Raw genomic sequence first — 13,496 nt, forward strand, 5'->3', positions numbered from 1 at the left:
GGCGGGGGCTCCGACCGCCGATGCGACCGACGCCTCCGCTCTGCCGAAGACCCCGGCCGAGCTGGTCGCCGCGGAGGATGCGCGGCTGACGGCGGTGGCGGCCCTCGCACCGGACGATCCGGCGCTCATCGACCAGTGGAACACCGTGGTGCTCGCGCCGAGGAACGGACAGCAGTGGGGGTACACGGTCGCCGATCTCGAGGCGCTCGGGGCGATTCGCGTCGACGACGACCGCGCCGTGACGCTCGTGCGCAACGTCGTCGTCCGCCCGGGGGCGGAACTCGACTTCCTCGGCGGGGGGACCCTCCGCTTGGCGAGTTCGGCGGCGGGGATGACCAGCATCGTCGCGTGGGGCGGTCTCGTCGCGATCTCCGGTGCGGACGACGACCCGCTCACGGTCACGTCGTGGGACGATTCCGCCGCGGGCCCCGACCTCGACGAGAGCGATGGTCGGGCCTACATTCGCGCACGCGACGGCGGGTTGGTGGTTCAGAACGCCGACGTGCGTGACCTCGGCTTCTGGAGCGGGCGCACGGGCGGGCTGGCCGTGACGGGCACGGATGACGACCGCGCCTGGGCGCACATCGCATCGATCAGGATCAGCGATTCCCACTACGGGCTTTTCCTGTCGGACACGACCAAAGCAGGCATATACGACAGCTCGATCACCGGTTCGACATTGACGGGAGTGGAGGTGACCAACGGCGCCTCCGATACGACGATCCAGGGAACCACGATCAGCGGCTCCGGTGGCGACGGCGTCTCTGTCTCACGGCAGTCGACGGGCACGACGATCACCGATACCACCGTGGACGGGTCGGCAGGCTGGGGCATCCGCATCGACGGTTCCGCGCTCGCCGACGGTCCCACCTCGGGCGGATACGGGCTGACCCCCGCGAAGGGTTTCACGCTCACCGGCTCGCACGTGCGCAACAGCCGCGAGGGCGGGGTCCGCGTCATCTCGACCGACGCCACCGAGATCCGCGCCACCGACGTCGACGAGACGCGCAGTGCCGTTCTGATCGAGGGCCCCTCGACCGGACTGATCGTGGCGGACGCCGACCTGACGTCCTCCGAGCTGCGGGGCCTGGACATCACGGGCAGGATCACGGATGCCACGGTCTCCGACTCGCGGATCGCGGGGCGTCGTATCGCGCTCGAGCTGGCCGGCGCGGCGGTCGTCGTCCGCGACAACGACATGCGGGTGGCATCGGGATTCGCCGTCGAACTGGCCGAGGAGGCGCGCGCCGACATCACGGGCAACACCTTCCACGGGGTCGGCCAGGACGCGGTCGCGTCGTGGTCGGGGTCGCGCACGATGCAGGCGGACAACGATCAGACCGACTGGACGTTCCAGTGGGCGTGGGTCGGGTGGATGAACGAGCACCCGATGATGTGGCTCTGGGCGCTGGTGCTGCTGATCCCGGCGATCGGGGCGCCGGTGCTCTGGCGGCGCCGCCGGGAACATCAGAAGCTCCGACAACTGCTCCACGAGGCTCTGCTGCGTCACGGTGAGGAGCAGGTGGCGGCATATGGCTCCGCGGACCCGGCGCCGCGGTGGGCACCCCCGGACCTCGCCGACCGGGAGAGGGCGGCACCGCCGTCACCGACGACGTCACGCCATGCCACCGGCTGGCGCGGAACACCGTCCGCGCCCGCACTGGCCCACGCGCTGAGTGCGGCTCCTGCGCCCGTCACGACGCCGGCACCCGGCATCCGCCCCGCACCGCACCGACCGCGATCCTTCGCCGATCTGCGAACGGGCCCCCTCGAAGGGCGGACGTTCGCCTCTCTGCAGCAGTTCGCGGTGGCCGCGGTACGGGAGGGCGGCTACTCGGTGCCGACCATTGCGCGTCTGTTCCGCATCCCGCAGTGGCGGCTGCAGCAGTGGGTCGAGGAGGCGGCGCGGAACCCGACCGTTGGAGGAGGACGTCGATGACCGAGGAGCACGAGCGCGATCGTCTGGATGCCGTTCTCCACGCGCTGGGAGAGCGCGTCCGTGCCATGCGCCTCGCGCGCGGAATGTCCGTGACCGCGCTGTCCTTCGAGGCCCAGCTGTCGGAGCAGCGCATCCGATCGCTCGAGGCGGGCCGCGCGGCGGTTCCGTTGGCGAGCCTCGTCGCGCTCGCCGACGTGTTCGAGGTCGGTGTGTCGGACCTGTTCGGTGACGGGATCGCCCCGGCGCCGACGTCCGATGCGATCGACGCGCCCCGCGCGAGCCCGCACGTGGTGCCCAGTCCCGTGGTGTGGGGCGGTGATCTCCCGCCCGCGCCCTGGATCGCTTCCGGAGCGGAGGTGCCCACCGTGGCGGCCGTCCCCCGGACGCCGCCCGTCACGCCCCCGGTGGAGCGCCTCCCGGTGGCGGGGGTGTCACCGCACATCGCGCCGGGGACCCAGGCGCTGCCGCCGGCGCCGTGGCAGACGACGTCGGCGGGAGCTGCGCAGCACACCGCCCCGCCTCCCGTTCCGCCGGACGCGCACGTGCCGCCGACGCACGTCCCCTCGGTCGCCCCGCGTGTGCACCAGCGAGCGGCCGAGCGCGGCATGCAGGAAGCCTCCGCCTACGTGTTCGTCGCGCCGGGCGTGGGATCCGGCGCCGTGCCGCGTACCTTCGCCGACCTGCGCGTCGGCCCCCTGGCCGGGCGGAACTTCCGTTCCCTGCAGGAGTTCGCCGTGGCATCCGTGGTGGAAGGCAACCATGCCATCCCCGACGTCGCGCGGGTGTTCCGGGTGCCCCCCTGGCGCTTGGAGCAGTGGGTGCGGGAGTCCGGCCACGCCGTCTGACCCTCTCGGGACCGGACGGCGCGGCCGGCGCGGACTCAGAGGGCCCGCAGCTTCTCCAGCAGCGGAGCCGCGATCTCGTCGACGAAGCGCTGCTGCTGCTCGTCGCCGACCTGCACGATCGCGATGTCCGTGAAGCCGGCGTCGACGAAGGGGCGCACGCTCTCGGCGAGCTCGTCGAGGTCGGGGCCGCACGCGATGGACTCCGCGACGTCCTCGGGGCGGACGAACTGCGATGCGCCCGCGAAGCCCGCGGGCGTCGGAAGATCAGCGTTCACGGCCCATCCACCGGCGAACCACCGGAACTGGTCGTGCGCGCGGGCGACCGCGGCATCCTTGTCCGGATCCCAGCTGATCGGGACCTGACCGATCTTGCGCGATGGGCCGTCGTGGTGCTCGTCCCAGCCCGCGATGAGGTCTGCCTCGGGCTCTGTGGTGATGAGGTGGTCGCCCAGCGGGGCGAACCGGGCGATGGAGTGCTCGCCCGAGACGGCGACGCCGATCGGAACACCGCCCTCCGGTGCGTCCCACACGCGCGCCGAGTCGACGCGGAAGTACTCGCCGTCGTACGTCACCAGATCGCCGGTGTGCAGCGCCCGGATGATCTCGATCGCCTCGACGAGCATGTCCTGGCGCGCGTGCACGGACGGCCATCCTTCGCCGACGACGTGTTCGTTCAGATTCTCGCCGGAGCCGAGACCGAGAGTGAATCGGCCCTCCGAGAGCAGTTGCAGCGTCGCCGCCTTCTGAGCGACGACGGCCGGGTGGTACCGGATCGTCGGGCAGGTGACGTACGTCATGAGCTCGACGTCGGTGGTGGCCTGAGCGACGGCTCCGAGAACCGTCCAGGCGTACGGGGCGTGGCCCTGCGAGGTCAGCCAGGGGGAGTAGTGGTCGCTGGAGACGAGGAAGTCGTACCCGGCGCGCTCGGCGCCGACGGCGTAGTCCACGAGTTCGCGAGGGCCGCTCTGCTCGGTCATGAGGGTGTATCCGAAACGAGTCATGCGGTCACGGTAGGTCGGTCGCGCCGCGCGCTCCCCGGGGTTGCATCGGCGGCGCGGATACGGCACCGGGCCCGCAGCGTGCGCCGCGGGCCCGGTGGGGAACTCAGTCCTCGGGGGCGTGGATGACCTTCTCGCCCTCGAACTCGTCGCGGCGCTTCTTCTCTGCGTCGTTGCGTGTCTTGGCCAGGCTCGCGAGGGTCGCCACGGCGACGGTCGCAGCGATGAACAGCAGCGACAACCAGATCGGGATCTCGGGAACCCACAGCAGCGGCTCGCCGCCGTTGATGAAGGGGAGCTCGTTGACGTGCAGGGCGTGGAAGACGAGCTTCACGCCGATGAAGGCGAGGATGACGGCGAGACCCTGCGACAGGTACACCAGACGTTCGAGCAGACCGCCGATGAGGAAGTACAGCTGGCGCAGACCCATGAGCGCGAACGCGTTCGCGGTGAAGACGATGTAGGCCTCGTTGGTCAGACCATAGATCGCGGGAATGGAGTCCACGGCGAAGACCAGATCGATGAACCCGATCGCGACGATGACGAGCAGCATCGGGGTGACGAAGCGCTTGCCGCCCTTCTTCACGGTCAGCTTGTCCTCGTTGTACTCCTCGCTGACCGGAAGGATGCGGCGCACGAATCGCATGAACCGACCGTTGGCCGGGTCGCTCTCGCCGTGCGCGAACGCCTGGCGGTAGGCGAGGAACAGCAGCAGGGCTCCGAAGATGTAGAAGATCCAGGAGAAGTTCTCGATCAGGGCGGCGCCGACCGCGATGAACGCCCCGCGCATCACCAGGGCGATGACGATGCCGATCATCAGCACCTTCTGCTGGTACTTCTTGGGCACGGCGAAGCCGGTCATGATGATGAGGAAGACGAAGAGGTTGTCGATCGACAGGGCCTTCTCGGTCAGATACCCGGCGAAGTACTCGCCGCCGAACGTCCAGCCCGACACGACGCCGATCCCGACGCCGAACAGCAGCGCGAGACCGATGTAGAACGCCGACCAGCGGGCGGATTCGCCGACGGTGGGCTCGTGGGGCTTTCGGACATGCGCGAAGAACTCGAACACGAAGAACGCGACGGTGATCGCGATCGTGATGATCCAGATGAGCGGGGTGACACCCACGCGGGCCTCCAAGGGTTTTGGTGTACGTCGGAACACCAAGGTCTCTTCCACTCGCGATGCGAGCCGACGTCCCGGGTCCACGATGGCGTGAACCGTACTGACGAGATCGTCGTGTGGGAATACTCCCCTTGTCGACCGACAGTCTACGGGAGCGCGACACCCCCGGGCGCCGTGCACCCGTGTGAACGATGCAGCACGACCGCGTGTGGGGCGCAACCCCTCGCCGCGGGCTTCGACCCGCCCGCAGGATGCCGGGAAGACACCGATCAGGAGGATCCCGATGGACGAACGCGAACCGACGCAGGACGCCCCCGTGATGGACGGCGCCACGGAGGCGGCCCCCGAGGAGAAGAAGGCGGGAGCCGGCGAGCAGCGCGCAGCCGACGCCGCCGTCGGGAACGACGCCGCCGCCGACGACGAGTTGCACGACGACCTGCGCAGCATCCGCGCGTACGGCGAAGACCGCTGAACGACGGACCCCGTCCTCAGCCGGGTGGGGGAGTGGGTCAGCGGACGAGCTGGCGCGACCGGGCACGCGACGCCCTGTGGTGGGCGCAGGACTACGTCTACGCCGGGGCGGCGCAACTCCGCGGCGTGGGCCGGGGTCACCCGGAGGACCTCGCCTCCGGATCGGGCCGCCCGCTCGTGCTCCTCCCCGGCATCTACGAGACGTGGCGGTTCCTCGAGCCGTTGGCGCGCGCCCTGCACGCGCGCGGCCACCCGATCCACGTTCTCCCGGGGCTCGGGTCGAACCTCCGGCCCGTCGTCGAGTCCGCCGAGCTGGTCGCGGCGGCCCTCGTCGATCGTAGGCTCGATGACGTCGTCCTGGTCGCGCACAGCAAGGGGGGACTCATCGGCAAGCACGTGATGGCCTTCGACCCGGCGGGATCGCGGGTGCGGGGCATGGTCGCGGTGGCGACCCCGTTCGGCGGATCGCGCTACAGCCGCTTCATGCCGACCCGGTCGCTCCGCGCGTTCGGATCGGGGGATGCCACGATGCGGGCGCTCGCGGCGTCCGCGGAGGCCAACACGCGCATCGTGTCCGTGTACGGAGCGTTCGATCCTCACATCCCCGAGGGAAGCGAACTCGCCGGAGCGCGCAATGTGCGCTTGGAGGCGGGCGGGCACTTCCGGGTACTCGCGCATCCCCGTGTCCTGGCCGAAGTGATCCGCGCGGCCGAGTGACGCGCGGCCGGGGTCACCGTCCGCCCCCGCCTCCGCCTCCCATCCCTCCGCCCGAGAAGCCGCCGCCGAAGGACCCACCAGAGAAGCTCCCCGACCCGCTCGCCTGGGGCGCCGGGCTGCTGCCGGACTGCATGGTCGACAGCGACGAGGCGAACGCGACGCTGGAGAACCCGTTCGGCCCCGAATACCACCCGAGGTCGGTCCCGCTCTCCCGGGCCTGGGTGGCCAGCACGTCCGCCCACTCCCGTTCGACTCCCCACACGACCGCCCACGGCAGGAGCCTCTCGTACAGGTGCAGCACCTGGACGGGGTCGTCGGATCCCTCCGTCCGACGCTCCGCCCCTTCCGGACTCTGCAGGACGCGCAGCCGATCGGCCTCGGCCAGCCGCAGGTAGTCGCGGAGCCCCAGCAGGTGGTCGCGCGTGGGGGCTCCGGCATCCGTCACCCGGTCCGAGTATCGGATCAGGACGAACGTCAGGATGCCGGCCGCCACCGTGACCGGGAGGGCGGCTACCTGCCACCACTGGGGCGTCGACCCCACCGATGTGACGAAGAGAGCGGTGATCGCCACCCCGAAGGCGGCGACGGCGACGACCCCGGCGAGCACCGCGGCGCCGGTGCGCGGTCGATGCATCCACCCCCGTCGGCGTACCTCGGCAGCCGCGGCCGGGAGCAGACCGCGCAGCTGCTCGCCCACCCCGCTGCCGGGCGTATCGAGAGCTACGCGCTGACCCGGGACCGGGTCATCCCCGAACACCGCGGCCAGCACGCCGCGGCGCAGCGGTGTCGCGCCGGTCCCGTCGACGTACTCGAGAACGAGATCGTCATCGGCATCCGGATCCTCGATGATGCGCAGATGGCCCGCGACGGCCGTGTCCAGGACGGCGGACGGGATCGCGGCGCCGGTGCGGCGCACGAGGTGCGCGCCCTCGAGGACGTCCGTGTCCGCCGGGGGTGTGTACTCGGCGACGATGATGCCGCGTCCTGGCGCATCCCGATTGCGGCGCCGCGAGACCACGGCGGTGCCGATCGCGACGCCGCTGATTCCGAGCGCGCCGATCGAGATCGCCGACAGCGCGGGCGCGGCATCCACCGAGAACTGCTCGGCGGCGGTGCGCACCACCTCTCCCGGGACGAACGTGCCGCGGGCGAAACCGACGGCGATCGTCACGTTCTCACCCGGCCCTATATCGTTCGCGGATGCCGTGTACGTCCGCGCGCCGTCGGCCTGCGGTGCGGCTTCGATGTCACACCGGTCGGTCGCCCCCTCCGCACCGCGATAGCACGCGGCCGCGCCGTCCAGCGCGGCCGCGGCGATCCCCTCGTCGACCGTGAGCGCGACGCTCACTCGCCCGAACGGCTGCTCCCACTGCGTGCCGTTGATGTCGCGATAGAACTCGTCCGCATCGGTATCCGCGAACGAGCGGATGGTGTCACGCTGCGTGTACGAGATGACGTACGTCTGCGCCCCGCGCACGTACGAGTCGTCGCCGGTGAGGACACGCACCTCCCGACGGTCGATCTCGACCTCGTACGGGATCGCCGCTCCGTCCGCACCCGTGACGGAGGTGATGCGCGTCTGCAGGGGCACGCCGTCGTAGTCGTCGGGGATGGCGCGGATGATTCCGCGGTTCTGGTCCTCGTCAGGGAACCGAGCGATCAGCGTCTCGGTGACCGCCAGTTCGGCGTGGCCGTCCGCGGCGCGGGTGAGCGTCATCCGCGCGTCGAACGAGTCGAAGCGGAAGTCGTCCACGTCCGCGTGGGCGGCTGACGGCTGGGCCAGCGAGACGGCGAGCATGCCCAGGAGTGCCGCGGCGATGAGAAGCGCAGGCAGCGCACGGGCTCGGAGGGCGAGAGCATCCATGCTCCGACGCTATCGAGCGCATCCGCACGGCGACTCCCTCTCGCGGAGGATTGTGGATGCCGCCCGCCCGCGTTCCGGCGCCGTGCGACGCCCAGACTGATAACTAGCTTGCTTATTCGCTAGTCTGCCTAGTAAGTTCGTAAACAAGCAACGAGTGAAGGGAACGCACCATGGCGAAGCTGTTCTACGGAACGACCCCCGAGCCCATCGCGATCGACGATCGGATGCTGGCTCACGTCAAGGTCGTCGTCGCGACCAAGCTGCGTCGCGGCGAGAGCTTCACCCTCTCGTGGACGCACGGCCCGAACGAGCCCATCGGTCGCTCGACGATCTGGCTGCAGCCGTCCATCCCGCTGCGGTTCGTCTTCGATTCGGAACAGCCCGAGTCGCTCGACCAGAACCTGCTCAAGCGCATGGCGAACGACGCCAACTCCTCTCGGGGTCTCAGCCTCGACATCGACATCGAGGAGCCCGCCGTCGCGAAGCGTCCCGCGTCGGCCCGCCCGTCCGCCGCTCCGCGCTCGCTCGTCCGCGCCGCATGAGGCGCCCCGACGACGCCGTCGTCACGTCACCCGCCGTGTGGGACCTCCCGACGGAACCCCTCACGATCATTCGACCCGCAGCCCTCACGAGCTGAGGTCATCGTTCTCTTCCGTGGCGTGCGATCCGGTCGCCCCGGGTTCTGACCGGGTCAGAGCGATTGCGGCCGCCAGGAGAACCGAACCGACGACGATGAAGACGAGCTTCGGCCCGACGGGACTGTCCGCGGGCAGGAGCACAGTGGGGGCCGCGAAGACCGCGGCCGCGATCACGGCGACGATCGTCCCCCACGGCCATGCCCGTCGTGCTCTCATCTCCCCGATTCCTGCGTTGGTTCTCAGGGGATGACGTATCCCGCGGCCCGCACGAGCGCATACCACTCGGCGCGCGTCAGCACGATGTCCGCACCCACCGCCGCATCGGTCACGCGACCGGGGGTCGTGGTTCCCAGGACGACCTGCATCCCCGCCGGATGCCGGGTGATCCAGGCGACGGCGATCGCGATCGGTGCCACGTCGTAGTGCGCTGCCAGGTCATCGATCACGGAGTTCAGCTCGCTGTACGCGGGATCACCGAGGAAGACGCCGTCGCCGCGCGTTCCCTGCAGGGGCGACCACGCCTGCAGCGTGATCCCCTCCAGGCGGCAGTAGTCGACGAGCCCGCCCCCGTCGAGGACGGCGGACTGCGGAGCGGATTCCATGTTCATCGCCAGGCCCTGCGCGATGATCGGCGCGTGGGCGATCGACAGCTGCACCTGATTGGCGACGATCGGCTGCCGGACGGCCGTGCGCAGCAGGTCGATCTGGCGCGGAGTGTGATTCGAGACACCGAAGGCGCGGACCTTGCCCGCCGTCTCGAGCTCGTCGAATGCGCGCGCGACCTCGTCCGGCTCGACCAGGGCGTCGGGGCGGTGCAACAGCAGGACGTCGACGTAATCGGTCTGCAGCGACTGGAGCGACTCCTCGACGGATGCCACGATGTGCTCGTAGGAGAAGTCGAAGTACGGTCCCTCCCGCACGATGCCGGCCTTCGTCTGCAGCGTGATCTCGGCGCGCTCGGAGGACGTCAGCCGTAGTGCCTCGGCGAACCGCCGTTCGGCGGAATGCAGTTCGCGGGCATAGATGTCGGCGTGATCGAAGAAGTCGACGTCTGCCGAACGCGCGGCGGCGTAGAGCTCGCGGACCTCGCGATCGTCTTTGTCGTCGATCCGCATCATTCCGGCGACGACGGCGGGCACGGCGGGCCCGGAAGGGCCGAGGGGAACGGATCGCATCGCTCTACGTTAGCCCGCGCCGGGTGCCGCGGGCATCACTCGGGAAGGGACGCCGCGCCGTCGCCTGCTACCGGGGGTGCGTCCGATTCTTCTTCCGTCGTCGGTTCTTCGTCTGCGCGCGAAGCACCCCGCGGCGCGGTGCGGAGGAGCTCGTTCATCTCGGCCAGGAAGCTGCCGAGCTGCTGCTGCTGCCAGCGCAGGTCGCGTGTGCGGTCCTCGGCGTCGCGCAGCACCGTCGAGGCATGTCCCGTGATCGCGTCGGCGATGCGTTGCGCCTTCTCCCTCGCGTCGTCGAGGATCTCGCGGGCGTGGACGTGCGCGTGCGCTTCGATCTGCTGGGCCTGAGCCCGGGCGAGCCGTTCGTGATCATCGGCGCGAGCGGCGATGCGACGCGCGTGCTCGAGGGCGGCCTCCACCTGCTCGCTCGCATCGGAGGTGATGCGTTCCGCATGCGCGACCGCCTGATTGTGCAGCACGAGGAACTCCTGCTGGGCCTCGTCCTGTCGTCGCGTCAGAGACTCCTCGAACTCGAGCACGCGCGCGGTCATCTCGCGCACGTCGCGCTCGGCTCTCGCCCGCAGGTCACCGGTCTCGCGCGACACGAGCGATCGCAGGGCCGCCGCGCCCCTCTCCGCCTCGGTCCGCAATGCGACGGCTTCGCTTTCGGCCTGCGCGACCTTCTCTGCCGCGTGCGCGCTCTCGCGCTGGAGGCGTGCGACGTGGGCCGTGACCTCGGTCTCGATGCGCAACCGGGCCTGGTCCGCGTCGTGCTGCGCCTCCGCGCGGATGCGCTCGCGCTCGGAGACGGCATCCTCACGAATGGCAGCCGCTTCGTCACGAGCGCCGGCGAGCAGACGGTCGGCCTGCGCGGCCGCGTTCTGAACGAGGACACTCGCCTGTTCCTCGGCTACCCGGAGGATCGCATCGAACTGCAGACGCGCCTGCGCCGGGTCGTCCTGATCGTCGTCGGTGCCCGCGACCAAGTCGCTGGTCAGTGCGGCGACCTGTGTTTCGGCCTCAGCCGCCCGAGCGGCCGCGGCCCGCAGCTGCTCCTGCAGCCGACCGGTCTCCTCGCCGTGGCGGCGAGCGGCCTCGGCGAGCTCGTCGTCGTGCTCGGCCCGCTGCTGCGCGAACATCGCCTCTGCGCGGTGCTTCTCCCGACGGACCTCCTCGCCGGCGTCTCGCGCTCGCTGAGCGAGGTGACGGACGGCCTCGTCGACGGATTCGCGGTCGTAGCCGCGGAAGGCGACGGGAAAGGCCGGAGCCCCGGCGTCGGCGTCGGTGCGACCGAGAAGCTCCTCGAGCGGCGAGGGGTCGTCGCGACCATCTGCCGGAGCCTGGGCACGTTCGGCGCGGTCGTCCGTCACGGCAATCCTTTCCGGCGTGAGCCGAGGGCACCCATCCGCAGACGCCGGGCGGACCCGCCCGAAGGGGGATGCGCGGTCTCGAACCGGGTGCCGTGGTCACGAGACCGCGCATCCATGCTGAGCGATCGGGTTGAAGAGGAGGGAACTTGGGGGAGAACCACTCACGATCACTCGGGGACGACGATGCCACGCGCCGAGGGTCTGCACCTCCCGGGCGGTCGATACCTCACCCGAGGAATCGCCCACGCGGCAGCGCGTATCCGACCGCTCGCATGCGCGCGGGTCGACACTCCTCGCCGGCCGCCGCGGGCCGCGGTACTGTAGCCGAGCCCCTCGATGACGCTGGAGACGCCTATGACCGAGTCGATAGCCCGGTCCCCGCGCTCTTCCCCGCGGTCGCGGAGCCGCCGCGTCGTAGCGCTCGCGTCGGTGGGCGGCGGTGCGGCCTTCACCAGTGCGGGCCTCATCTGGCTCAGTCGGCTGTGGGATCCGAGCGTCCACTACGTCAGTCAGCTCGGTGCGACGGGGATGCCCACCGCGGCTGTGTTCAACGCCGCCCTGCTTCTCCTCGGTATCGGTGCGGTCCTCGTGGACCGCGCGCTCGTGTACCGGCCCGGCGCCTACGTCGCCGGCTGGCCGATCGCCGCGACCCTGGTCGTCTGCGGGGGGTGCTTCGCGTTGGCATCCGTCGTGACGTGTTCGCCGGGGTGCCCCGTGCCCTTCACTCCCGGGGCTCTGCCCCAGGACCTCATCCACATCAGTGCGGCCGTGCTGGGCTTCGTCCTCGCCATCGTGGCGATGGCGCAGGTGTCCACTCTGCGCCGGCGGCCCTGGATGCGCGCGGCGAGTCTCACGACCCTCGTCGCTGTGGGAGCGACGTCGTTCACCGGTGCCATGCTCGCCCTGTTCCGCGGTGACACCGTCCTCGGCGGCAACCTCGAGTTCATCGCCGCGACTCTCGCGATCACCTGGTTCGGCGTCTTCGGCCTTCAGGTCGCCGCCGATCAGCGCCTCGACCGGCCGAACGCCGGCGATACGGTGCCGGTCGCTCCGGCTACCGTTGCCTCGTGAACAGACGACGCCTCCGCCGCTCGCTCGGTCTGCTGGCCCCCCTCCTGGGCGTCGTCGTCGTGCTGGTCGTCCTGCACGGTGCGGGCGTGTCGTTGACCGTCCCCGGAGTGCTCGGGGTCGTCCTGCTCCTCGTGGTCGCCCGCCTCGTCATCGGGCTTGCACGAGGGCGGCGCACCGACCGCGAGTGAGCCGGCGGCCGATCTCTCACAGGTCGGTGTCGGACTCGATGAGTCCCCACGCGTGAGCCGCGCGGATGGCACTCGCCCGGTCGGACACCTCGAGCTTGCGGTACAGGCTCTGCAGCTGTGTCTTGACGGTGTTCGGCGACACGACCAGCGCGCGGGCGATGTCCGCGATCGTGGAGGTGGGCGTCAGCTGGGCCAGTACGACCTGCTCTCGCTTCGTGAGGTGCGGCACGCTCACGGATGACGCGAAGAACGAAGCGCGCTCCGACACCCGGTCTCGCGCGGCGGGAGAGAGCAGACGGAGGACGAGGCCGCGATCCTCGGGGGCGACGGCGCTCCACGGACTCCACAGGTCGTGACGTGCGCTGAGGGCCTCGGCGCGCTGGGCTGTGGAGCGGTGGGCTGCCGTTCCGTTGAGCCGGACGTCGGCCACCATGCTCACCACCATGCTCTCGAGCGCGGCGCGCGGCGACACGTCCTGATGGATCCCCCACTTCACACTCATGACGTAGGCCTCGTGCGCCCGGCCCGCATAGAGCTGCGAAAGAGCGATGGCCGGGGCCGTGGCGGCGGACAGGCCGAACGGGCCCTCGAACAGGGCGAGGGCCTTGCGGGCCTGGCGCAGCGCGATGAGCACCTTTGCGCGGGCAGTCAGCAACTGGATCGACTGGAAGTGCGACGGGGGAGTGCTGCGTGTTCGCGCCATCCACGAGCGCAGCATGCCGAGCGCGTCGGGAGCGGCGCCGGAGAGCAGGAACGCGACCGCCTGGACGGCCGCGGCGAACGGCCACAGCTCGCGCGCCCCGCCCGTCGCCGTCATGGTGTCGAGGCGTTCGCGCGCTCCCGCGGCGTCGCCGCGCTCGAGCAGCAGCCAGGCGCTGGCCAATCGCGTGCCCTCGCCCCACGGTGAGGCGAGCCATCCATCCTCGCGATCCGCGTCGCACAGGTGTCCCGCCGCGCGGACATCGCCATCGAGCAGGGCGACGATCGCGAGTGCACCACGGGCGCGCAGACGGCGGGCGGGGGCTGCCAGACGTTCCACCTGGCCGAGCGCGAGGGTGGCGTCGCGCAGCTTGCCCATCGCCAGATGCGTCATCCCC

At 70.6% G+C, this 13,496-nt stretch carries 14 protein-coding genes; 7 read left to right on the forward strand and 7 right to left on the reverse strand.

The window, feature by feature from the left end; genetic code table 11:
- The coding region (locus D8Y23_RS14455) for a right-handed parallel beta-helix repeat-containing protein (protein WP_128218795.1) at positions 1 to 1,939 on the forward strand (1,939 nt) is incomplete at its 5' end.
- A complete protein-coding gene (locus tag D8Y23_RS14460) occupies positions 1,936 to 2,784 on the forward strand; it encodes a helix-turn-helix domain-containing protein (RefSeq protein ID WP_128218796.1) in 849 nt (282 codons plus the stop codon). The genes D8Y23_RS14455 and D8Y23_RS14460, both read left to right, overlap by 4 nt.
- Positions 2,785 to 2,819: 35 nt before the next feature.
- Here the strand turns inward: D8Y23_RS14460 and D8Y23_RS14465 are convergent, their stop codons facing one another.
- Both D8Y23_RS14465 and D8Y23_RS14470 read right to left on the reverse strand, forming a co-directional pair.
- On the reverse strand, positions 2,820 to 3,785 hold the full coding sequence (locus D8Y23_RS14465; RefSeq protein WP_128218797.1) for an LLM class F420-dependent oxidoreductase: 966 nt from the start codon (positions 3,783 to 3,785) through the stop codon (positions 2,820 to 2,822).
- 103 nt (positions 3,786 to 3,888) lie between these two features.
- The gene (locus tag D8Y23_RS14470; RefSeq protein WP_128218798.1) at positions 3,889 to 4,911 is read right to left on the reverse strand and encodes a TerC family protein; all 1,023 of its coding nucleotides are present in this window, start codon (positions 4,909 to 4,911) and stop codon (positions 3,889 to 3,891) included.
- 280 nt (positions 4,912 to 5,191) lie between these two features.
- On the opposite strand from D8Y23_RS14470, the gene D8Y23_RS14475 reads away from it, so the two are divergent.
- Entirely contained in the window at positions 5,192 to 5,380 is a 189-nt protein-coding gene (locus D8Y23_RS14475; RefSeq protein ID WP_128218799.1) for a hypothetical protein, read from the forward strand.
- 32 nt (positions 5,381 to 5,412) lie between these two features.
- On the forward strand, positions 5,413 to 6,096 hold the full coding sequence (locus D8Y23_RS14480; RefSeq protein ID WP_128218800.1) for an esterase/lipase family protein: 684 nt from the start codon (positions 5,413 to 5,415) through the stop codon (positions 6,094 to 6,096).
- Positions 6,097 to 6,109: 13 nt separating this feature from the next.
- Here the strand turns inward: D8Y23_RS14480 and D8Y23_RS14485 are convergent, their stop codons facing one another.
- Positions 6,110 to 7,960 (reverse strand): DUF2207 family protein, encoded by a 1,851-nt coding sequence (locus D8Y23_RS14485; RefSeq protein ID WP_128218801.1) that lies wholly within the window; start codon positions 7,958 to 7,960, stop codon positions 6,110 to 6,112.
- Positions 7,961 to 8,130: 170 nt separating this feature from the next.
- On the opposite strand from D8Y23_RS14485, the gene D8Y23_RS14490 reads away from it, so the two are divergent.
- A complete protein-coding gene (locus tag D8Y23_RS14490) occupies positions 8,131 to 8,502 on the forward strand; it encodes a hypothetical protein (RefSeq protein WP_128218802.1) in 372 nt (123 codons plus the stop codon).
- A gap of 84 nt (positions 8,503 to 8,586) precedes the next feature.
- Here the strand turns inward: D8Y23_RS14490 and D8Y23_RS14495 are convergent, their stop codons facing one another.
- The 3 genes from D8Y23_RS14495 to D8Y23_RS14505 are packed head-to-tail and all read right to left on the reverse strand — an operon-like array spanning position 8,587 to position 11,140.
- Positions 8,587 to 8,814, reverse strand: coding sequence for a hypothetical protein (locus D8Y23_RS14495; protein ID WP_128218803.1), 228 nt, complete (start codon positions 8,812 to 8,814; stop codon positions 8,587 to 8,589).
- Between the two features lie 23 nt (positions 8,815 to 8,837).
- Entirely contained in the window at positions 8,838 to 9,773 is a 936-nt protein-coding gene (locus D8Y23_RS14500; protein WP_128218804.1) for an aldo/keto reductase, read from the reverse strand.
- Between the two features lie 35 nt (positions 9,774 to 9,808).
- Complete coding sequence (locus D8Y23_RS14505) at positions 9,809 to 11,140, reverse strand: cell division initiation protein (protein ID WP_205797233.1); 1,332 nt, start codon at positions 11,138 to 11,140, stop codon at positions 9,809 to 9,811.
- A 429-nt stretch (positions 11,141 to 11,569) separates the two neighbouring features.
- Between D8Y23_RS14505 and D8Y23_RS14510 the strand changes: the two genes are divergently transcribed.
- Entirely contained in the window at positions 11,570 to 12,211 is a 642-nt protein-coding gene (locus D8Y23_RS14510; RefSeq protein WP_164878259.1) for a DUF998 domain-containing protein, read from the forward strand.
- Positions 12,208 to 12,399: a hypothetical protein gene (locus tag D8Y23_RS14515; protein WP_128218806.1), complete on the forward strand. Its 192-nt coding sequence runs from the start codon at positions 12,208 to 12,210 to the stop codon at positions 12,397 to 12,399. Before D8Y23_RS14510 ends, D8Y23_RS14515 begins: the two co-directional genes overlap by 4 nt.
- Positions 12,400 to 12,415: 16 nt before the next feature.
- On the opposite strand, the gene D8Y23_RS17170 is transcribed toward D8Y23_RS14515, so the two are convergent.
- Positions 12,416 to 13,496: helix-turn-helix transcriptional regulator (locus tag D8Y23_RS17170; protein WP_240663914.1), on the reverse strand; the 1,081-nt coding region annotated here is incomplete at its 5' end.

Origin of the sequence: Microbacterium enclense (assembly GCF_004022425.1) — a bacterium.
In the GTDB taxonomy this organism is placed as follows: Bacteria; Actinomycetota; Actinomycetes; order Actinomycetales; family Microbacteriaceae; genus Microbacterium; species Microbacterium enclense_A.

Bases quoted from the DNA above. Each gene is read 5' to 3' on its own strand.
- D8Y23_RS14475 (WP_128218799.1), top strand. From the start codon at position 5,192: ATGGACGAACGCGAACCGACGCAGGACGCCCCCGTGATGGACGGCGCC.
- D8Y23_RS14485 (WP_128218801.1), bottom strand. From the start codon at position 7,960: ATGGATGCTCTCGCCCTCCGAGCCCGTGCGCTGCCTGCGCTTCTCATC.
- D8Y23_RS14460 (WP_128218796.1), top strand. From the start codon at position 1,936: ATGACCGAGGAGCACGAGCGCGATCGTCTGGATGCCGTTCTCCACGCG.
- D8Y23_RS14465 (WP_128218797.1), bottom strand. From the start codon at position 3,785: ATGACTCGTTTCGGATACACCCTCATGACCGAGCAGAGCGGCCCTCGC.
- D8Y23_RS14500 (WP_128218804.1), bottom strand. From the start codon at position 9,773: ATGCGATCCGTTCCCCTCGGCCCTTCCGGGCCCGCCGTGCCCGCCGTC.
- D8Y23_RS14490 (WP_128218802.1), top strand. From the start codon at position 8,131: ATGGCGAAGCTGTTCTACGGAACGACCCCCGAGCCCATCGCGATCGAC.
- D8Y23_RS14495 (WP_128218803.1), bottom strand. From the start codon at position 8,814: ATGAGAGCACGACGGGCATGGCCGTGGGGGACGATCGTCGCCGTGATC.